18 protein-coding genes, 1 tRNA gene and 3 pseudogenes are annotated in these 19,485 nt (G+C 63.1%); 11 read left to right on the forward strand and 11 right to left on the reverse strand.

What is annotated here, in order from left to right:
- Positions 1–133 precede the first annotated feature (133 nt).
- Positions 134–1,000, forward strand: a complete 867-nt coding sequence (locus G8O24_RS19780; RefSeq protein ID WP_188102176.1) for an isocitrate lyase/PEP mutase family protein — start codon at positions 134–136, stop codon at positions 998–1,000.
- The gene (locus G8O24_RS19785) at positions 997–1,296 is read left to right on the forward strand and encodes an acylphosphatase (protein WP_188102178.1); all 300 of its coding nucleotides are present in this window, start codon (positions 997–999) and stop codon (positions 1,294–1,296) included. The genes G8O24_RS19780 and G8O24_RS19785 overlap by 4 nt, the downstream gene beginning before the upstream one ends.
- Before the next feature lie 7 nt (positions 1,297–1,303).
- Here the strand turns inward: G8O24_RS19785 and G8O24_RS19790 are convergent, their stop codons facing one another.
- A complete protein-coding gene (locus G8O24_RS19790) occupies positions 1,304–2,824 on the reverse strand; it encodes a PAS domain-containing hybrid sensor histidine kinase/response regulator family protein (protein WP_188102180.1) in 1,521 nt (506 codons plus the stop codon).
- Between the two features lie 143 nt (positions 2,825–2,967).
- Here G8O24_RS19790 and G8O24_RS19795 point away from each other — a divergent pair, with 143 nt between their 5' ends.
- From G8O24_RS19795 to G8O24_RS19805, 3 genes are read left to right on the forward strand one after another with little or no spacing between them, the layout of a single operon-like run.
- Positions 2,968–3,525: a GbsR/MarR family transcriptional regulator gene (locus G8O24_RS19795; protein ID WP_188102182.1), complete on the forward strand. Its 558-nt coding sequence runs from the start codon at positions 2,968–2,970 to the stop codon at positions 3,523–3,525.
- Between the two features lie 17 nt (positions 3,526–3,542).
- Positions 3,543–4,208 carry a DUF4166 domain-containing protein gene (locus G8O24_RS19800; protein WP_188102184.1) on the forward strand — a complete coding sequence of 222 codons (666 nt, stop codon included), beginning with the start codon at positions 3,543–3,545 and terminating at the stop codon, positions 4,206–4,208.
- Positions 4,205–5,641, forward strand: coding sequence for a TIGR01777 family oxidoreductase (locus G8O24_RS19805; protein WP_188102186.1), 1,437 nt, complete (start codon positions 4,205–4,207; stop codon positions 5,639–5,641). Before G8O24_RS19800 ends, G8O24_RS19805 begins: the two co-directional genes overlap by 4 nt.
- Positions 5,642–6,056: 415 nt before the next feature.
- Here the strand turns inward: G8O24_RS19805 and G8O24_RS19810 are convergent, their stop codons facing one another.
- Positions 6,057–6,914 (reverse strand): LysR family transcriptional regulator, encoded by an 858-nt coding sequence (locus G8O24_RS19810; RefSeq protein WP_188102188.1) that lies wholly within the window; start codon positions 6,912–6,914, stop codon positions 6,057–6,059.
- A 109-nt stretch (positions 6,915–7,023) separates the two neighbouring features.
- Between G8O24_RS19810 and G8O24_RS19815 the strand changes: the two genes are divergently transcribed.
- Positions 7,024–7,446, forward strand: coding sequence for a tautomerase family protein (locus G8O24_RS19815; RefSeq protein ID WP_188102190.1), 423 nt, complete (start codon positions 7,024–7,026; stop codon positions 7,444–7,446).
- Positions 7,447–7,489: 43 nt separating this feature from the next.
- On the opposite strand, the gene G8O24_RS19820 is transcribed toward G8O24_RS19815, so the two are convergent.
- Both G8O24_RS19820 and lipB read right to left on the reverse strand, forming a co-directional pair.
- Entirely contained in the window at positions 7,490–8,203 is a 714-nt protein-coding gene (locus G8O24_RS19820; protein WP_188102192.1) for a DNA helicase, read from the reverse strand.
- 198 nt (positions 8,204–8,401) lie between these two features.
- Entirely contained in the window at positions 8,402–9,139 is a 738-nt protein-coding gene (lipB, locus tag G8O24_RS19825) for a lipoyl(octanoyl) transferase LipB (protein WP_188102193.1), read from the reverse strand.
- An 84-nt stretch (positions 9,140–9,223) separates the two neighbouring features.
- Between lipB and G8O24_RS19830 the strand changes: the two genes are divergently transcribed.
- The 4 genes and pseudogenes from G8O24_RS19830 to G8O24_RS46355 all read left to right on the forward strand — a co-directional run.
- Complete coding sequence (locus G8O24_RS19830; protein WP_011088012.1) at positions 9,224–9,466, forward strand: FliM/FliN family flagellar motor switch protein; 243 nt, start codon at positions 9,224–9,226, stop codon at positions 9,464–9,466.
- A gap of 181 nt (positions 9,467–9,647) precedes the next feature.
- Positions 9,648–9,732: transfer RNA gene (locus G8O24_RS19835), tRNA-Leu, on the forward strand.
- A gap of 366 nt (positions 9,733–10,098) precedes the next feature.
- Positions 10,099–11,175, forward strand: a pseudogene (locus tag G8O24_RS19840) (esterase-like activity of phytase family protein); the annotation flags it as partial.
- A 108-nt stretch (positions 11,176–11,283) separates the two neighbouring features.
- A pseudogene (locus G8O24_RS46355) lies at positions 11,284–11,385 on the forward strand (PEPxxWA-CTERM sorting domain-containing protein); the annotation flags it as partial.
- A gap of 114 nt (positions 11,386–11,499) precedes the next feature.
- Here the strand turns inward: G8O24_RS46355 and G8O24_RS19845 are convergent.
- From G8O24_RS19845 to G8O24_RS19875, 7 genes and pseudogenes are all read right to left on the reverse strand, one after another.
- Positions 11,500–12,372 (reverse strand): DUF2182 domain-containing protein, encoded by an 873-nt coding sequence (locus G8O24_RS19845; protein WP_188102197.1) that lies wholly within the window; start codon positions 12,370–12,372, stop codon positions 11,500–11,502.
- On the reverse strand, positions 12,372–13,001 hold the full coding sequence (locus G8O24_RS19850) for a DUF1326 domain-containing protein (RefSeq protein ID WP_188102199.1): 630 nt from the start codon (positions 12,999–13,001) through the stop codon (positions 12,372–12,374). The genes G8O24_RS19845 and G8O24_RS19850 overlap by 1 nt, the downstream gene beginning before the upstream one ends.
- 367 nt (positions 13,002–13,368) lie before the next feature.
- Positions 13,369–13,473, reverse strand: a pseudogene (locus G8O24_RS46360) (PEPxxWA-CTERM sorting domain-containing protein); the annotation flags it as partial.
- Between the two features lie 609 nt (positions 13,474–14,082).
- Positions 14,083–14,724 (reverse strand): HupE/UreJ family protein, encoded by a 642-nt coding sequence (locus G8O24_RS19860; protein ID WP_188102203.1) that lies wholly within the window; start codon positions 14,722–14,724, stop codon positions 14,083–14,085.
- Positions 14,724–15,347 (reverse strand): HupE/UreJ family protein, encoded by a 624-nt coding sequence (locus tag G8O24_RS19865; protein ID WP_188102205.1) that lies wholly within the window; start codon positions 15,345–15,347, stop codon positions 14,724–14,726. The genes G8O24_RS19860 and G8O24_RS19865 overlap by 1 nt, the downstream gene beginning before the upstream one ends.
- Positions 15,348–15,350: 3 nt before the next feature.
- Positions 15,351–16,337, reverse strand: coding sequence for a HupE/UreJ family protein (locus G8O24_RS19870; RefSeq protein WP_188102207.1), 987 nt, complete (start codon positions 16,335–16,337; stop codon positions 15,351–15,353).
- A 1-nt stretch (position 16,338) separates the two neighbouring features.
- Positions 16,339–17,202, reverse strand: a complete 864-nt coding sequence (locus G8O24_RS19875) for a peptidyl-prolyl cis-trans isomerase (RefSeq protein ID WP_244645910.1) — start codon at positions 17,200–17,202, stop codon at positions 16,339–16,341.
- Positions 17,203–17,475: 273 nt separating this feature from the next.
- Here G8O24_RS19875 and G8O24_RS19880 point away from each other — a divergent pair, with 273 nt between their 5' ends.
- Positions 17,476–19,440 (forward strand): hypothetical protein, encoded by a 1,965-nt coding sequence (locus G8O24_RS19880; protein ID WP_188102210.1) that lies wholly within the window; start codon positions 17,476–17,478, stop codon positions 19,438–19,440.
- Positions 19,441–19,485 lie beyond the last annotated feature (45 nt).

The following is a 19,485-nucleotide window of genomic DNA, read 5'->3' on the forward strand; positions in this document are numbered from 1 at the left end:
GGCCCACCAACACCGTCATTGCGAGCGCAGCGAAGCAATCCAGACTGCCTCCGCGGAAAGACTCTGGATTGCTTCGCTGCGCTCGCAATGACGGAGTATGTTGCGGCTGCGTCGCAACAATTGAGAGGGCACCATGGCCTTTCGTTCCCGCCGCGAGAAACTGCGGCTCATCCTGTCGGGCGGGACCTGCGTCCATCCAGGCTCCGTCTATGACGCCATCTCGATCCGCATTGCCGAGGATCTTGGCTTTCCGCTCGGCATGTTCGGCGGCTCGGTCGCCTCGCTCGCCGTGCTCGGCGATCCCGACGTCACGCTGATCACGCTCACCGAGCTCGCCGAGCAGATGCGGCGGATGTCGCGCGCCGCAAGCCTGCCGGTGCTGGTCGATGCCGACCACGGCTACGGCAATGCGCTCAACGTGCGCCGCACGGTGCAGGAACTAGAGACGGCGGGCGCCGCCGGCCTCACCATCGAGGATACGCTGTTGCCGGCGGCCTTTGGCGAGGCGAAGGCGCAGCTGATCTCACTGGAGGAGGGCGTCGGCAAGATGAAGGCCGCGCTCGATGGCCGTGGCGATCCCTCGCTGGTCATCATGGGCCGCACTGGCGCCGCCTCGATCACCTCGATCGAGGACGCGATCCGTCGCGCCAGGGCCTATGAGGCCGTTGGCGTCGATGCGCTGTTCTTCACCGGCATCAAGTCGCGCGCCGAGCTTGAGGCCATCGCCGGCGCCACGCGTCTGCCCATCGTGCTCGGCGGCGCGCCGGACGAATTGAACGCGCTCGACTATCTCGCGAGCCAGCGCGTGCGCATCGCGCTCCAGGGCCATGCGCCGATCGCGGCGGCGACGCAGGCCGTCTACGAGGTTCAAAAAGCGTTGCGCGAGGGCACGCCGCCGAAGGCGCTGAAGGGATTGCCGTCCGTGGAGCTGACCAATCGTGTCACGCGTGAGGCCGACGTCAAGGCGCGCAGCGCCGATCTTCTTGGACTGAAAAAATGAGCCGCGCGATCCTCCAGGTCATGATCCGCGGGCGTGTGCAAGGCGTGGGCTATCGGGCTTGGGTCGAATATCAGGCAACCGCCAGCGGTCTCGAAGGCTGGGTCCGCAACCGCCGCGACGGCAGCGTCGAAGCGCTGTTCGCCGGCGCGCCGAAGCATGTCGCCGACATGGTCGCGCTGTGTCGCCACGGCCCGCCATCCTCGCGCGTCGACAGCGTGACGAGTGAGACGGCAAGCCTCGACGAGCTGAACCTGCGCCGGGCAGGGGAGGCATTCTCGGTGTTGCCGACGATTTAGCCGGCCATCACCGCGGCAGTTTCGATATCGCTTCGCTGAGCTCGTGGATCTCATACGGCTTGCGCAGGATCGGGAACTCGCCGCGGACGCCAGCGGCGACTTCGCTGTAGCCGGTGGCGAGCAGAATCGGCAGGTCGGGATGGATCTGACGAAGACGGTGGGCGAGGCCGAGTCCGTCCATCTTGCCAGGCATGACGATGTCGGAGAACACGAAGTCGACGCCGTTGTTCTCGAGCTCGCGCAGCGCGGCTTCGGCGTCCGCGACCCGACGTACGTGGTAGCCGAGCTGCTCCAAAAGGCCGATGCTGACGAGTGCGACATCGGGATTATCTTCAACCAGCAGCACGGTGCCGCTGCCGCGGAGCGGCGTTGTCACGGATGTTTCGCTCGGGGCGGCCGCGGTTTCGCGCGGCAACAGGATGGTGAACGTCGTTCCCTTGCCGAGCTCGCTGGCGACCTTGACCGTGCCGCCGGCCTGGTGCGCAAAGCCGTGCACCTGCGACAGGCCGAGACCGGTGCCTTTCCCGACTGGCTTCGTCGTGAAAAACGGCTCGAAGATCTTGTCGACGACGTCGGAGGGGATACCGAGCCCGGTATCGGAGACGGCGATGGCGACGTATTCGCCGCTATGGAGCGGATCGTCGAGGATGATGTTGTGCGCGCCGATCGTCACCGTGCCGCCGTCGGGCATCGCGTCGCGCGCATTGATGACGAGATTGAGCAGAGCGGTCTCGAACTCGGAGACGTCCGCTCTGACCGGCCAGACCTCGCGCTCGATATCGAAGGCGAGACGAACGGCGCTGCCGACGCCGGCGTGAAGCACCTCGCGAATGGCCTCGATGCGATCGCCGAAATGGATCGCCTGTGGATTGACGCTCTGCCGCCGCGCGAAGGACAGCAGCTGTCCCGTCAACGCGGCGCCGCGCTTGGTGGCCGTCTCGATCGCCGAGATCGCGCGCTGTAATCTGGAATCGTCGGGGTCGCCCTTCTTCAGGACGTGCAAGCTGCCGCTGATGATCATCAGCAGATTGTTGAAATCGTGCGCGACGCCGCCGGTGAGCTGGCCGAGCGCATCGAACTTCTGCGACTCGGCAAGCTGCCTCTGCATCGCCTCGAGCTTGAGCTGGGTGTTGCGGCGCTCGGTGATGTCGCGGGTGATCTTGGCATAGCCGACGAGGGTGCCGTCCTCGTAGATCGGGTCGATCACGACGCTGGCCCAGAAGAAGGTGCCGTCCTTACGGACACGCCAGCCCTCCTCTTCGTAACGGCCCTGGTCCCGGGCGATGCCGAGCGCCCGTGCGGGCTTGCCGTTGGCGCGGTCGGTCTCGGTATAGAAGCGCGAGAAATGCTGGCCGAGGATCTCCTGCGGTGAATAGCCTTTGATCCGCTCGCCGCCGATGTTCCAGCTGGTAATGATTCCGTTGGGATCGAGCATGTAGAGGGCGTAGTCCGCGACTCCCTCCACCAACAGCCGGAAACTCCGTTCGCTTTCGAACAAGTCTCTCTGTTGATTGGACTTTCTGATCATTCCGGACCCCGCCTCGACGGGGGCAAACGCTTCACGCGGCGTTTGGTTCCCGTATCCTGGGACGTTTTTAGGCAAATGGAGCCGACGGTATGCAAGTGCCAAAGGCCCTTGACACGCAATCGCAGGCGTCAGATATTTCTGTTATGACAGAAATAACCGGAAAGAAGAAACTTCCCGCCGCCGTCGAGCGCTTCATCCTGCATTGGGGGGACATGGGGGATCAGTGGGGCGTCAACCGCTCGGTCAGCCAGATCCACGGGCTGCTCTATCTTGCCGAGGCGCCGATGACGGCCGAGGACATTGCCGACACGCTCGGCATGGCCCGCTCCAACGTCTCCAACTCGCTGAAGGAACTGCTCGCCTGGAATCTGATCCGGCGGGTGCCGATCCTCGGCGACCGCCGCGACCATTACGAGGCTGAGACGGACATCTGGGAGGTCGCGGCCAGGATCGCTGCGCGGCGCAAGGAACGGGAGCTCGATCCGGCGATCACGGCGCTGCGGGCCTGCGTGACCGATGCCGCCGATGATCCGACCATCAATCCGGTCGCGAGCAAACGGCTGAAGGAGATGCTCGCGTTCACCGAACTCGCCGACCACTGGTTCATGCAGATGCTGAAAGTGCCGCGGTCGCGGGTGGTCGCGTTGATGCGGCTTGGCGAAAAGATCGCCAACCTGCTGCCGCTGGGCAAGGCCAAATAGTGTTGAGGAGGGTTGCGATGACGTCGGCTCGATTATCAGGCTTCAACGCAACGCCCTCCGCTCACATCAAACTGCTCGACGATCGTCGCTTCCGTTCGTTGCTGTCGGACGAGGATTGGGGCCGCCTGCCGCTCGCGACCTGGCGGCGTTTTTCCAAGCGCGTCGCCGATGGCGACAGCGTCGTCTATGTCGGCGTGGTCGACGAGGTCTCTTTCAGCAACATCGGCTGGTGGTTCGCGCAGGCCGCGCGCCTGATCGGCGGGCCGCTGCCGACTGGTCCTGACACCGGCGTGCCGATGATCGTCACCGTCACCGAGGACGGCGCGACCGGCGGCCAGACCTGGACGCGCATCTGCGCGCGCAAGCGCGGCTTTCCGCAGGTGATTCATTCCGCAAAACGCTTCGCCGGCCCGACGGGGCTCGAGGAATATGTCGGCTTCGGCGTCTCGATGGCGCTCCGCATCGCGGTCGAGGGCGAAACGCTGACCTTCCGCAGTGCTGGCTACGGCTTGCAGCTCGGACGTCTGTGGATCCCGCTGCCGCAATGGCTCACGCCGGGCGATCTCACCGTGACGCATCGCGATCTCGGCGAGGGCGTCTTTCGCTTCACCCTCGACGTCATTCATCCGCGTTACGGCACGCTGATCCATCAGTCAGCCTTGTTCAGGGAGACCGTGTCATGACCCCGCTGTTGTGGACCCTCATCGCCATCCAGATCGTGATGGGCGTGTTCGACACCTTCTATCACCACGAATTCACGGAGCGCCTGGCATGGCGGGTGTCGCAGCGTTTCGAGCTGAAGCTGCACGGCATCCGCAACATGCTGTATGCGCTCTTGTTCCTGCTGCTCGGCTGGCTGGAGGTCTACGGCGTGCTGGCGCTCTTGATCGTCGCGGTGCTGGTCGCTGAGATCGTCATCACGCTGATGGATTTCGTCGAGGAGGATCTGAGCCGGAAGCTGCCGCCGAGTGAGCGGATCAATCACACGCTGCTCGCGATCAATTATGGCGCCATCCTGGTGCTGTTGCTGCCGGTGCTGATCGATTGGGCGATGCAACCATTTGGCGTGAGCGTCGTGTATCAGGGCCTGCTCAGCATCGCCGCGACCGCCTGCGCGGTTGGCGCGGCGCTGTGCGGCGTCAGGGATTTTGCCGCGATGCGGCGGCTCGGCCGGATGCGAAGCGTCCCTGCGGACGGCCTCGTCGAGAAGCTGCCTGGCCGCAAGACGGTGTTGATCACCGGCGCCACCGGTTTCATAGGCAGCCGGCTTGCGGCGAGCCTCAGCGAAGCAGGGCACCACGTCATTGCGCTAATACGTAACCGCGCCAAGGCCGAGATGCTGCCGCCGCCGGTGACGTTGGTCACGAGCCTCGATCAACTCGCCGCGGACACGCCCATCGATGCCATCGTCAATCTCGCCGGCGAGCCGATCGGCAACAGCCTGTGGACCGAAGCGAAGCGCGCGAAGATCATCGGCTCCCGCGTCGACATGACCGACGAGGTCGTGAAGCTGATCGCGCGACTCGACCGCAAGCCCGAGGTGCTGGTCAGTGGCTCTGCGACCGGCTGGTATGGATTGTGGGCGGACCAGGTGCTGACGGAGTCGGCGAAGTCGCACGCCTGCTTCAGCCACGAGCTGTGCGCGGCCTGGGAGAAGGCGGCGCTCCCGGCGGAGGAGTTTGGTGTGCGCGTGGTCCATTTGCGCATCGGCCTCGTGCTGGGAACGGAAGGCGGCTTCATCACGCGCATGCTGACGCCGTTCGAGTTCGGGCTCGGTGGTCCGCTCGGCACCGGTCGGCAGTGGATGTCCTGGATCGAGCGCGACGATCTGATCCGGCTGATCGCCTATGTGATGGCGACGCCCGATCTCACCGGGCCGGTCAATGCCACCGCGCCAATCCCCGTCACCAATGCGAAATTTACCGAAGAGCTCGGCCGCCGGCTGCACCGGCCCGCGGTGTTCCGCATCCCCGGCGGCCTGCTGCGCCGGATCGGCGGCGGCTTTGCCGATGAGCTCCTGCTCGGCGGCCAGCGCGTGCTGCCGAACAAGGCGCTGAGCCGCGGCTTTGTGTTCCGGCATGAGACGCTGCGCAGCGCGTTCGAGGCGATCCTATGAGGTGATGTCCTGTCCTGTGCTGCATATCCTCGCGTTGTGAATGGCTGGTTCCGCGGATGCTTGACGACAACCGCGACATTGGGAGCGTTGCCGCTCCTTTCCGCAATACTGTCCCTTCCGCATCGAGGGTTTCTGGAAGGGATGGGCCCGATCGTCGCCCTGGTTTTGCTTTTCTTGCCAATCACTTTGATCTTTACGTGCTTGCTCAGCGGAATGCCGGCCGGGCTGGTGATATGGCTCGGTGAGGCATTTCGAATTCGATCTGTGTTCTTCTATGCGCCAGCGGGTGCTGCGATCGGAGTCCTGATCGGGGGCGGCATCTTCGGGAAGGTCCTTGCGTTGGATGCGCTGTTTGCCTTGGCCGGATGCCTGGCCGGGGTTGCGTATTGGTTTGCGGCGGGAAGGGACGCGGGCGCTAGGTAGCTCTCGCCGTGGTCCGGAACGTCGCGGCGACAGCGCGCAGCGCCGCGAGTTTGGCGGGATCGCTGACCTTCGAATGCAGCATCACCTTCGAGCTGCCGAGCTTCGGCAGCTTGTGCGCAGGTCCGATGTCGATCAGCCCTGCAGGCGCGATCCGCCGCGCCAGCGGTGCAATAGCGAGGCCGGCCAGCGCGGCTGCGACCACCGCGGTCACGCCGCCACCGACGAAGCGCTCGCGCCAGGCGACGCCCGCCTTGTCGAGCGCGCGCACGGCGATGGCGCGGACACCGCAGGGCGGAGCGAGCGTCGCGAACGGCAACGGCTCGCCCTTCGGCAGCATGAAACGTCGTGACGCGAACCAGCCAAACTCATCCTCGGTCAGCTTCTCGCCGCCGCGGCGGCTGCCTTCCTGGCGCACGATCACCGCGTCCAGTTCGCCGGAATCGTAGGCATCCTGCATCTCGCGCGAGAAGCCGATGGTGACGGCGAGCGTGAGGTTCGACGACATCGCGTGTAGACGTTCGAGCAGCGGTACCAGTTCCGGGCCCGCTGCGTGATCAGAGATGCCGAGTGAGAGCGCCTGTGCGGCCGGTGCTTCGCCCGACAGGGCGCGGTCGTGTGCCTCCATCAGTGCGCGGGCGCGTTCGAGGAAACTCGCACCGTCTGCGGTGAGCCGGACTGCGCGCGGCGAGCGCTCGACGAGGCGTCTGCCCAGCAGTGTCTCCAGCCGCTGCAGCTTCAGGCTAACGGCGGCCTGCGTCGTGCCGAGCGCCTCGGCGGTGCGCGTGAAACTCTGGAGGTCTGCGACCAGCAGGAACGCCTTGATCGTGGCGATGTCGAGTGTGGCTGTCATTACTGAATCTTATCACTGGTATTATACGAGATAAGATACCAAAATGATGCTGGGAGGTCTAGCTTCTCGACAACGCCGTTGAAACCAGCGTCAATTGAGGAGAACGACAATGCCCCTGATCACCGTGTCCTACACCACCTCCCGCCAGTCGCCGTCGCTCAAGGCCGACATCGCGAGCGCCGTCTCCGAACTCACTGCTCAGATCCTGCACAAGGATCCCAAGGTCACCGCCATCATCGTAAAGTCGGTCGATGCGTCCGACTGGTTCGCCGGCGGGAAGTCGCTCGCCGAGCAGAAGCTCGCCAGCTACTGGATCGACATCCATGTCAGCGAGGGCACCAACACCAAGGACGAGAAGGCGGCCTATCTCGCCGCGATGTTCAAGCGCATGGCCGAGATCCTAGGCCCGCTGCATCCCGAGACGTATTTGCATGTCGACGAGGTCAAGAGCGATGCCTACGGCTTTGGCGGCCTGACCCAGGAACGGCGCTACATCGCCGGCAAGCTCGAAGTATCGCTGAAGGCCGCGTGATATTTGCGGCCGCGGGTGAGCGGTCTCACCCGCGGCCTGATCGTCAGCTCGCCGCCCGGAACTGGACTTCGGCGTTGTTGATGAAGCACGTCTTGTCGAACAGCTTCAGGTCCAGCGGGTTCGGCAGCCTGACATCGCTGATGTCAGGGCAGGGCTTGACCATCGGGTCATAGGACCGGTCGATCTGCGAGATGAAGACGACGACCAGCCCCTTGTCGCGCGCGAACGATTTCAGCGCGCGCACCTGAACGGTGAGATCAGGGTTTTCCCGCCGCTGGTCGAGCAGTTGCAGATAGTCGATCACAACGACCGTGCCCTGCGGCGCCGATGCCATCTGCTTGACGACATAATCGGCACTGATGGCATCGGAGCAATCGATCTCGAACAGTTTGTCGAACTGAGCGGGCTCCACGCCGATCGCACGCATGCGGTCCAGCACGTCTTTCTCGGTGTAATCGAGCGAAAAGAACGCAGCGCGATGGCCGCACTTCATGGCCTCCACGGCGAGTTCGAGGCTCATCAACGTCTTGCCCTGGCCGGGACGCGCCCCGACCAGCACGAGGTCGCCCGGTTGGAGTTGCGGAAACAGCCGATTGGCTGGCGTTGATGCTGCGGCCTTCGCCGCGAGCAAGCTCCAGGCGGAAAAGCCTTCCGTCGTGGCGACACGATCAAGCGCGTCGTGCAGCGGGATGCCTTCCTCGTGGGACAGGCGCTTTGCTTTTCGCTTGAGATGATAGATCGGCGCAGACAGCTTCATCGTCAGAACCTCCTGATGCGAGCAGAAAGCGCAATCCCTCCTTATGCCCGATGCTCGAACAGTTGGTTCGATGGCTTAGTCGCCCGGCATGAGATCTGCTTTCCCGGCGGAGGGGGGAGGCGTGGGCGGCGCCTGAGGTTAGCGTAACCGATTCCATGTTGCTGGAGAACGCGCGCGGCGCGCCGCCAACAGAAAGCGTCAGGCGGTGGTTTCGGGCAGCAGGGCGCGCGTCGGCCCGAACAGCTCCTCGAAGGCCTGCCGGAGCGCGATGTCGACATCCTCCATCGTCACGAGCTGGCCGAGATCGGCCAGCGAGGTGACGCCGTAGCGATTGTCGGTGACGCCACACGGCACGATGCCGGCGAAATGCGACAGCTCCGGCTCGACATTGATGGCGATGCCGTGGAACGAGACCCAGCGTTTCAGCCGCACGCCGATCGCCGCGATCTTGTCCTCGTGCTCCACCCCCTTGTCCGGGCGCTTCACCCAGACGCCGACCCGGTCCTCGCGCCGCTCGCCGCGGATGTTGAAGGCGGCCAGCGTCTTCAGGATCAGCTCCTCGAGGCTCGCGACATAAGCCCGCACGTCGGGGCGTCGGCGCTTGAGGTCGAGCATGATGTAGGCCACCCGCTGGCCGGGCCCATGATAAGTCAGCTGCCCGCCGCGCCCCGTCGCGAAGGTCGGGAATCGGGCATCGAGCAGGTCGGTCGCCTTGCCTGATGTCCCGGAGGTGTAGAGCGGGGGGTGCTCGAGCAGCCAGACCAGCTCCGGCGCCTCGCCTGCCGCGATCGCCGCAACGCGTGCCTCCATGGCGGCCACGGCCTCCGGATAGGGCACCGGCTCGTCCGAGATTCGCCACTCGACGGGCTTGCCGCCTTTGGCGGAAAACGATGTTAAATCGAGCTCTTGGCGAGGGTTTTGAAGTGGCTTAACCATTGGCTAACCATAACGTGGTGATGATCACAGGCGCAAATGCCAAAGTCCTTTGGCGTTGAGTCCCAGGTTGCGGCGGTCCTGACAGTGCCCACACTCGATAAAGTCACCGTGGATCTCATGGTCGTCCTCGGGACGACCACCATGCCGATCCATCAAGTATTACGTCTTTCCCGCGGCGCCATCATCGAGCTGGACGCAACCGAGGCTGACGAGGTCAAGGTTTTGGCCAACAATTTGCCGGTGGCCTCCGGCGTCGTGCTGGTCGACCGGAACCGGATTGCGGTCGAGGTCAAGCAGATGCTGCCGCGGACGCCGGGCACACGGTAGCGGCCTGGCCGTGCGGTAGGGCCCGACCCCAACCGATAGGGCCGATTCGGGCGGGGACGAGCGATTTTCCTGCCAAGCTTGTGGAATTCAGGCCCTTTGCAGGCTTGTATCCCCCTGATGGATTTGTTAGATCGGCGGCCGCTGATCCGGCCAGCCAACGACCTCAGGCCGGCATCTTCTTGCGCTCGTGGCGGAACTGGTAGACGCGCTGCCTTGAGGTGGCAGTGGGTAACACCGTGGGGGTTCGAGTCCCTCCGAGCGCACCACAAACCCCTTTCTGGAATTGGATCGCACCTGCTGTCGTGGGCTTTCGCTCGCCACGACCAAGCTTGCCAGATCCAATGTGTCCCAATGTGTCCAAAGGCAAGCGATGCGACACATTCGACATCCAGCTGTAACAAAGCACCGGCATATCACTCTTTCCAAATGGTAAATTTAGGGGTGGGGCTATGCGTCGCGTTGTTTCTTCAGGTGTTTTGCTTGTGTCGATGTTTGCGGTCCCTGCGGCCAAAGCCGAGGTCGCGCTATTGGCCATCGGCTCACTGACCGGGAGCAGTGCCGGCCCAAATGCCGATCTTTCCGGTCTCACCGGGACGCTGGAAAACGGACTCCCTGGGAACATTCTGGGTGGAATGGGCTCTGGCATCGCCTATGCGGGCGGCAACACATTCTACGCCTTGCCGGACCGCGGCCCGAACGCAACGCCTTACAATTCCAAGGTTGACGACACCGTTTCCTATATCAGCCGCTATCAGACGGTGAACATGAATCTGACGGCGACGCCGGGCGGGGCTTTGCCGTTCTCGCTGACGCCGACCCTCACCAAAACGACGCTGCTTTCCAGCTCAACGCCGCTCACCTACGGGACAGGTGCCGGTCTTGGCAACAAGGCGGATGGCACGCCGCTTGGTTCGGGCGCTCCTGCGCAGAACACGAGCAATACTTATTACTTCACCGGCCGTTCGGACAATTACGGCCCGGGCAACTCGGGAAATCCGACCAATGCCCGGCTCGATCCGGAGTCGATCCGCGTGGCACCGGATGGAAAGAGCGTCTACGTCTCGGACGAATACGGTCCCTATGTTCGCCAGTTCGACAACAGCACCGGCAAGTTAATTCAGACGTTTACGCTGCCGAGCAACCTCAACGTGGCAAATCTCTCTCCCGTCGGAGCGACCGAGATCAGCGGCAACACGTCCGGACGCACGGCGAACAAGGGGATGGAAGGCCTCGCGCTCACGCCGGATGGAAAGACCCTTGTCGGCATCATGCAGGCGCCTTTGATCCAGGATGCCGCCAATGCTTCGAAGACCCTTCGTATTGTAACGATCGACGTGGCCACCAAGGCGACGCATGAGTACGCCTACAATCTGACCACCGGAAGCGGGGTCAGCGAGATCGTCGCTCTCAACGATCATCAGTTCTTGGTCGACGAACGGGACGGCAAAGGCCTCGGAGACGGCAGCGCGGCCAAGGTGAAGCAGCTCTTCGTTATCGACATCAAGGGTGCCACCGAGGTCTCGAAACTCAGCGGCGCGGCCTTGGCCGGTGCTGCTGTCAGCAAATCCGGTCCGTTCCTCGACATCGTGACCGCGCTCGGCGCTCACGGCATTTCCAACACGCAGGTCCCTTCCAAGATTGAAGGTCTCGCATTTGGCAAGGACGTCACTGTGGACGGCAAAGTGGAGCACACGCTTTGGGTTGCCAACGACAATGATTTCGTTCCGGGAACCTCCGGGCCGAACAACTTCTATGTCTTCGGTTTCACCGATGCAGATCTCGCCAAATACGGCGCGACATTGGTTCCGGAACAGATCGCAGCGGTGCCCGAACCGTCCACCTGGGCGATGATGATTCTGGGCTTCTGTGGGCTCGGCTTCCTTGCCTCACGGCGCCGCGCCAAAGCGGCTTTGGTCTAAAGATTCATTGGAAGATGCGAAGAGACCGCCTTTGGGCGGTCTCTGCTTTTCTGCAGCGTGACCTGTCGTGCCTGCCCATCTCGACGTTGAGGGGGAGGGTCTGGTGCTTGTTCGTCACGACCGCGAGACCACCAGCAGCCAAGCGCCCGCGGCCACACAGGCAATGCCGGCGGCGCGCGCGATCCATCGTCCCACCGGCGTAACCTTTTCCAAAAGGACGAGCAGCGCCAAAAGCGCAATCCAAAGCACGTTCATCACCCCGCCCACGAACAAAAGCGCCATCAAGACCCAGCAGCAGCCCACACAATAACTTCCGTGGCGAAGCCCCAGCAGCAGGCAGCCTCCGATGTCGTTGCGAAAGCCGCCGTGGCGCATCAGGAATAGAAACGGCGATTGGCATTGGGCGAGACAGACGTGCTTCAGTGGGGTCCATTGGTAGATTCCGGCCGAGATCAGCACGATTGCGCCGAGAGAGTTGCTGGCGATCGCCATCCGGGAATCCAGCAAGCTTGCCCGCTCGACGATCCATTGGAGAAAGGTGGCTGCCAGCGAAAAGCCACTCCAGGCCAGGAGATAACCGGCCGCAAACCAGCCGGTCGCAGCGAACGGCTTGCCTTGCGCCGTCCCCTGTCGACCCACGCGGGCGTACATGAGGATCATGGGCGCTGCCGAGGGGGCCATCATTCCCACCATCATCACCGCCCACATCAGGAACACATAAGCGAACTCGATCACTCGCCATGGCTCGTTGGCCGGCAACATGATTCCGATCCCGGCCGGGATCATGCGGAATCCGGTCATGTCCATGCCGCCCATGTCCATGTCGTTGGCGAGCCAGAGCACATAGCCCCATGCCAACGCGGCAATGATGACGATCGCGCCGCCGGCGATCCAGCGATCTCGCCGCAGCACGGATTCCAGAGTGCTGTCGATCGTTTGCTGACGACGTTGCCGGCCTTGTCGCAAGGCCGTATCGGGAGCCTGCATCAAGCTTGGTTCGACCAGCGGATCGGCGCATAGAGGCCGTTCTTGCCGGAATTGTCCCAGCGCATGCCGTGATCGCTGAACGTATTGCCGGCGGCGCCGACCGCCATGACCATGTTGTCGGGGCTGACCGGATGGCCGATGTTCACCCACATCTCGCCGCTCGGATGCATGGTCGGCAATGGATCAACGGACATGTGCAGAATATCAGGGATTTCCGCGGACCGCGTCTTGCCGTTGATCCCGAAGGTGATCGGGACCTTGCGAACTCCCAGATTCTTGCTGATCAGCGGCGTGAACGCTGCCATCGGACCGCCGGCGGCGCCGGTGAAAATCGCAGCTAGAGCGTCGGTCTGCTCACCGGTGGCACGCTGATCGATATAGGCAGCGATTGACCAATCTCCGTCAGCCATGACCCCGGGGGCGTGGAGGATGACCAGGACATTGAGTCCGTCGAGCGCGGTGTCGCCATAGTGGCCGCTTTCGACGTGGAAGATCAGCGGCACGTTGCAGAAGCCCTCGGTCGGTCGTGCGGTCAACGGGGGAGCCGCCGACACGAGGCAGGGACACACGATGCTGCAGCTGCAATTCTCGAAATAGTCACCGGAAAGGTGCCATGGGACATCCGCCATTGCTCTCTCCCGCCAGGCCGAACCCGATAGATTGCTTTCGAATGAACTACGTGCAGTTGAAAATTACGCCGCGCAGGGGAAGTCCCGCAAGCCGGCTCGACGATCAAATTACGCCGAGGAAGGCCGGTGACGTTGATGCCCAGAACTCTGGAAAGAGTTCCCGAGCGCGCCATGAATCACGTTTTGTCTTGAAATGATTGGCTTTCCCTCTGGGGAGTCCGGGATACCGTCCGGCGCAGCCTTCGCATGCCGTTCGCGCGCGGCACGGCCAACCGCCTTCGCTTCAAAACAAAAAACATCCCCGCGGGCAGCGGGGATGTTGCAGTCCTATGGCCGCGCGCTTGCGCAGCCATGCTTCTTATTGGCCTCAAGCCGCGGCGACGAGGCCGCGACGACGATAGGCGAAGAAGCCGAGCGCGCCGAAGCCGAGGATCATCATCGCCCAGGTCGAGGGCTCCGGAACGGCGGTGACGACGCCGGCGCCGTTGATGTCAGCACCGTGGGAGTCGGTGCTCAGGAGGTCGACCGCCCACTGGCCGGTCGCCAGGTGGCCGCTCGATCCGATGTCAATGGCGGGGGTGCCGAGCTTGTTGAAGAAGCTGATCACGTCGCCCGACGACAGCGTCAGATTGAACATGCCGCCCTGGGCCGCCGAGAAGTACTGGATCGAGCTAGCGCTCAGGCTCGTCAGGCTGCCATTTAGAGAATAATGGAAGTCGACGATCGCGCTCGAGGGGTTGCTGGTCGGATTGTCGATCTCGAACGAGAACGACCAGCTCTTGTTGGCGCCGCTGAAAGCGGTGTTCGACGCAAAGGAATCCCATGTGCCGGAACCGGTGTAGAGAACGCCCGCGCTCGCGTTGCTGATGGCGCCCACGAGCATCGCGGCCGCAACCAAGATCGAAGAGAAGAACTTATTTCGCATTTACTGCCCCTGTAGTGTCAAAGGTTAACCTTTGCTCAACAGCTATTGCATTGCTTCATGATAATGACGTGACGTCTGCAAGTCGCCGTTATGTTAATTTATGATATAAATGATCGAGCTCTGGAAAGTGCCGGCGCCGGATACGATCTCCGTGCCTTAGGTTGCGCCTGGTCCGGCCAGCGTAAAGCCGACCATCATGAGGCCGATTGCGGCGATCCAGCCGCCGAGCGCGCGAAGTGCGATGCCGCGCCATGCCGACGCCGCGCCGGCTTCGGAACGACGAAACGCGACCACGATCGCCATGGTCAGGGTCATCGTCGCGTATCCCGCGCAAGCCAGTCCGGCGCCGAACAGCACAAGGTTGGTCGCAGGCTCGACCGCGGCCGCATTCGCAATGCCGCGCGTGACCGCCAGGGCGAAAGCAACAATGCCGAGCAGCGGGGCGGGAAGGCGCAGGCCCGCGGCCAGGACCAGGCCAAGCAAGGCGATCAGCGTTGCATTGGCGACGTCGCCCGAAAAGTTCGTGCCGTCCGCTATGGCGAGAGCGAAGCCGGCGACGAGACCAATCGGAAAGAGCACGACGAGCCAGCGGCTGCGCGGAGCTCCGAGCGAGCCGGCCAGCAGACCGAGCGCAATCCAAAGCACGACGTCATTGAGGTCTGTCAGGGGATGGAATGCGCCCGCGTAGAAGTCGCCGAAGCGCGTCCCGATCAGATGGGCATGCGCCGAGCCGGCCGGAACGATCAGAGCCGCGAGACTTGCGATCAGGATCCTGATCAGATGTGTCACGGACCTCATCACGCCATTCCTCCAAGGCTACGTGCCAGAAAATAGCAGCCGAGCAGGGCGATGGCCGCGCCCATGCCGCGGATCAGGCGATCTCCGATCGGCCAGCGCAGCAGCAGTCCAATGGAGATGCCGCACAGATGCAGCAGGCCCGTCGCGACGACGAACCCGATTCCATAGGCGAACGGATTGGCCGCGTGGGGTAGCTCGGCGCCATGCGCGTAGCCGTGGAAGATCGCGAACACCGCGACGATGACCGCCGCGATGGCAAACGGCGTTTTGAGGCGGATCGCCACGGCGATCCCGAGAACGAGAGCCGAAAGCGCGATGACCGGCTCCTGGAACGGTAGCGGCAGTTTGAGGATGCCAAGCACGCCGCCCATCGCCATGACGATGGGAAATGTGATCGGAAGCACCCAAATCGCGGGCATGCCGAGCTGTGCGCCCCAGATGCCGACGGCCACCATTGCGATCATGTGGTCGAGGCCGGTCAATGGATGCAGGAAGCCGCTGGCAAAGCCCCCGGCGATTCCGGCCTGCTCATGCGCGAACGCCGGTTGGCTGATCGACACGAGGGCGGCGAGCACCAATCCGGCGCGCGGTGCGGTACGAAGCAGGAAGTCGAATGGTCGCATGGGTCAGCTCAGGGTTGACGTCATGAAGATGCGTGCGGCACGGCCGATGAACCAGAACATGGCGACCGAGCCGATCGCATAGGCGGGGATCGCGTCCCCCCAGCGCGGCAGCTCCGCCTGCAGGCGGCGATGGGCCCAGATCAGCGCAAGCACCAGCAGCACAAAGGCGAGTTGGCCGATCTCGACGCCGACATTGAAGAACAGGAGCGCCGCCGGCAGCAGCCGCACTTCGATGCCGAGGCCGGCCAGCGCACCCGCAAAGCCGATTCCATGGACGAGTCCGAACACGAAGGCGACGGTCCAGGGGCGGCGTGCGGTGAATGTGGATTCGCCACGCTGCAATCGCACGATCTCGACGGCAACGAATACGATGCTGAGTGCGATGGTTGCATTCAGCGGCCTCTCCGGGATGCCGAACAATCCGAAGGCGGCAGCAGCCAGCGACAGGCTGTGGCCGATCGTGAACGCGGTGATGGTCTTGACGAGCTTCCAGCCGCCTTGGACGATCCAGATCAGGCCGAGCACGAAGAGCAGGTGATCGGCTCCAAGCAGAATGTGATCGATGCCGTAATTCACATAGGTGCGGGCAAGCTCGATCCACGTCTCGGTGGTCGGCGCACCGGCACCCAGGACGGTGACGGTGGGATTTCCGGACGACAGGGTGTAGCTGTGATATGCGCCGTCGAGCGAAAACACCTTGACCAGCAAAGCCGACAGGCCGTCGCCCATATTCGCAACGCTGATCGGTCCGACCAGGCCGCGGCTGCCGCAGGAAAGTTCCGGCATTTGCAGAAAGCAATGTTGCGGCATCCGCAGCTGCACCTTCGCAGCACCGATATTCGGCTCACTGGTCCATTTGCCGATGAAGGTCCCGGCGCGCATCTCGCGGAACTCGATCACGCCCATGGTCGCTTCGTGGGCCTGCGACCTGGTCAGGCCGGGCGCCAGGGTCAGCAAGACGAGGACAAGGCGGAACAACAGGTTTCGCATGTTACTGCTCGATCTTCACCGTGTAGCCGGCCTTGAGCTTGGTCACGGCGTCCCAGGCGCGCTTCCTGGTTTCGTCGGTCTTCCAATTCAGCCTGAGCTCGTCGCGAAGCGACTCGAAGCTTGCCGGCTGGGCCGCCTTGCGCGCATCCAGGCGGGCAATGCGCCAGCCGTCGCTGGCCTGGACGATGCGCCATTCGCCGATCGGCAGGCCGAGCAGGGTGGTGCTGAAATTCTCGCCGAACGAAGCGGCAAGGGTGTTGACGGGGCGATTGGGAAACGCGCGGGTTCGGTCCCGGAGATCGGGGTCTTCACGTTCGGCCCTCATGTCGTCGAACTGACGGTGCACCGTGGCTTCGTCGGTCGCAGGCGTCAGCAGGAAGCTGACCTGTTCCGGCTGGTCGTAGCGGCTGCGGTTCTTTTCAAAATAGGCTCGCAGCTGCTCCTCGGATGGTTTTTCCAGCTGGACCTGGTCGAACACCAGCACCTGCAATTTGAAGGCGATGCGATCGCGAATCGTTTCGTCGCCCTTGTCGACGCCAAGTGCCTTGCCCTCGCGATAAAGAATTTCGCTCGCGACCCAGCTGTCGATCATGTTCTTGAGCTGTTCGTCGGTCGGGGCCTGGTCGCCATCTTCCGAGAAGTTTTTGATGAAGGACTCACGCATGGCTTTGGTCACGACGATCGTCTTGTCGTCCTGAACCGGCGGATGCACGACGTGATCGATCGCGAAGATCAGGCCACCCAAGAGGCAGAAGTGAACCAGGGGTTCGCGCCACAACGCAGAAAGAAAAGTGCCGATCGTGCCGTCGCTGCCGCGGCTTGCGCCTTGCGGAGGTGACTGATCGTGAGCTTGCGATGCAGGCATGTATCTTCCCGATGTTCCGACTTGCTCCCGGCGGGAGATGCCGGGCGGCCGGCGTTATGCAACGCGGAAAATCGTCTGTCACGTGACAATCTGACTACAAGTCGTTCTCGCCCCTCTTCGAATGTTATCTTTGGCGATAAGTGTTATATTGCACAAAAGCTTCATGTTAATGTCGCCGACGCCTGATCTGGATGAATTAACGCTTCGGCGTTCCTCGCGCTTTCGCTTGGCACAGTGTTCTCAAACAAAAGCTACTCTAGGGGCCTCATCCTCATGTTTCCAAAATCCAAGATCATCATGCTGACGGCGGCTTCGGCGTCGTTGGCGATGGCAGGTGCGTCGGTCGCGGGCGCCGGCACCGTCAACAATGGCAATCCGTATGTCGCCGGCGACATGCACAATCACAACACCTGCACCGACGGTAGCGTGGCGGCTGGCTATGCTCTTGACCGCGTTCTCGCGACGGGCACCGCGGCGGCCGGTGGTCAGAACTTCAACATCGACTGGTTCACCCTCGGCAACCACGGTGGTTCAGGCACGGGGGACTGCCGATTCTCGACCGCGGGTGCCGGCATTCCCGGTGATAACCCCAAAGTCTGGAACGACACGCTCGGGCAAACCATTGACGGCATCACGATCACCAGTCTGAAGGGTACGCCGAACGGCACCGGCGCCGGCCGGCAGATGTGGCGCTGGCAGAGCATCCAGGAAATCGAGTGGCCCTTGGTGACCCGCCGGTCGCAGCAGTACAACAAGGTCGTGATCGAAGGCCTCGAGTGGATCGTTCCGGGCCACGAGCACACCGACGTCGCCGTCATCACCGGCCAGACCCCGCTCAACGCCGCCGCGCCCGGCGTCGCCGATAACATGGCGCAGTTCGAATATCTGTTCGACCGCGCGGACAACGACCTCATCGGTCCGGTCGATGGGAGCAACAACCAGATCTGGCCCGGCAAGATCTCCAATGCTGGTCTGGTCGGCAATGCCGCTCACCAGAAGTCGGTGACCGGAACCGCATGGTTGCAGTCCAAGTTCCCGCTGACCTCCTATGTCGTTCCGACGCATACGGAGCGCGCAGGTCCGTTCAACACCAGCGACAACAAAGGCTACAACATCGAGCACTTCCGCGACCTGAACAACGCGGGTCCGACGGTCGCGTTCGGCATCGAATCTCCCGGCCATATGGCCCAGGGCACCGATGCCGGCGGTTCCGGATCGTACACCACCAGCGCCGTCGGTGGCGGCACCTATGGCATGCAGGGCATCTACACCGCCAAGGTCGGCGGTCTCTGGGACGGCATGCTCGGTGAGGGGCGCAACTTCTTCATTTATGTGAGCTCGGACTGGCACACCCGCGGCTCGTTCGGTGCGCGTGACGCGGCCTCGACCAGCGACTTCTGGCCGGGTGAGTACACCAAGCTCTACGTCCCCAACACGTCGAACTTCACCTCGCAGAACGTGATCGACGGCATGCGTTCGGGCAATTCCTACTCGACCAATGCCGACATCATCGGCCCCGACCTGGTGTTCCGCGCGCATGGTGCCGACGGCGTCTGGAAGACCATGGGCGAGACGATCGTGGCGAACCCGGGTGAGACCATCACCCTGGAAATGGCCATGACCGTGCCGACCACCAACCATAGCCCGTACAGCTTCAACAATCCGCTGCTGACGCCGATCAACAAGCTGCAGCCACTCAACAAGCCGTCGGTTGACCACGTCGACTTGATCACCGGCGATATCACGGGCGTGATCGCGCCGGGCGCGCCGGGCTATGCCGTGCCGAACGCGGGCGGTGTTGCGGGTGCCAACATCGTCTACAATCCCTCGGCGAAGATCGCAAAGCAGATCGCCGCTTCGTCGATGACGACGACGACGAACCCGGACGGTTCGACCCGTCTGTCCTTCACGACGACGTTCACGGCGGGTTCGACCCCGTTCTACATCCGTAGCCGCGGTACCAACATCCCGCCGGCGACGCCGAACGTCACCGACAACGATGGCAATCCGCTGCTCGACAGCAACAATGCCAAGGTCCAGTGCCTCGATGCGGCCTGCCCGAGCCATCTGGTGAAGGTGAACGGCAAGCCCGTCGTGACCTATGACGTTCAGGCCTGGTCCAACACCTGGTTCTACGCCAACCCGATCTTCGTCCGCCCGGCGAGCTATCCGCAGCTCCTCGTCGAGACGAATGCCGCTCTGGCGAAGACCCTCGCAGCACGCGCCTCGCGTCGCTGACGGCACCAGAGCGTCACTCCACGCGAACCAGCGAGGCGGCCTCAG

The organism is Bradyrhizobium campsiandrae (assembly GCF_014529705.1).
Classification (GTDB): Bacteria; Pseudomonadota; Alphaproteobacteria; order Rhizobiales; family Xanthobacteraceae; genus Bradyrhizobium; species Bradyrhizobium campsiandrae.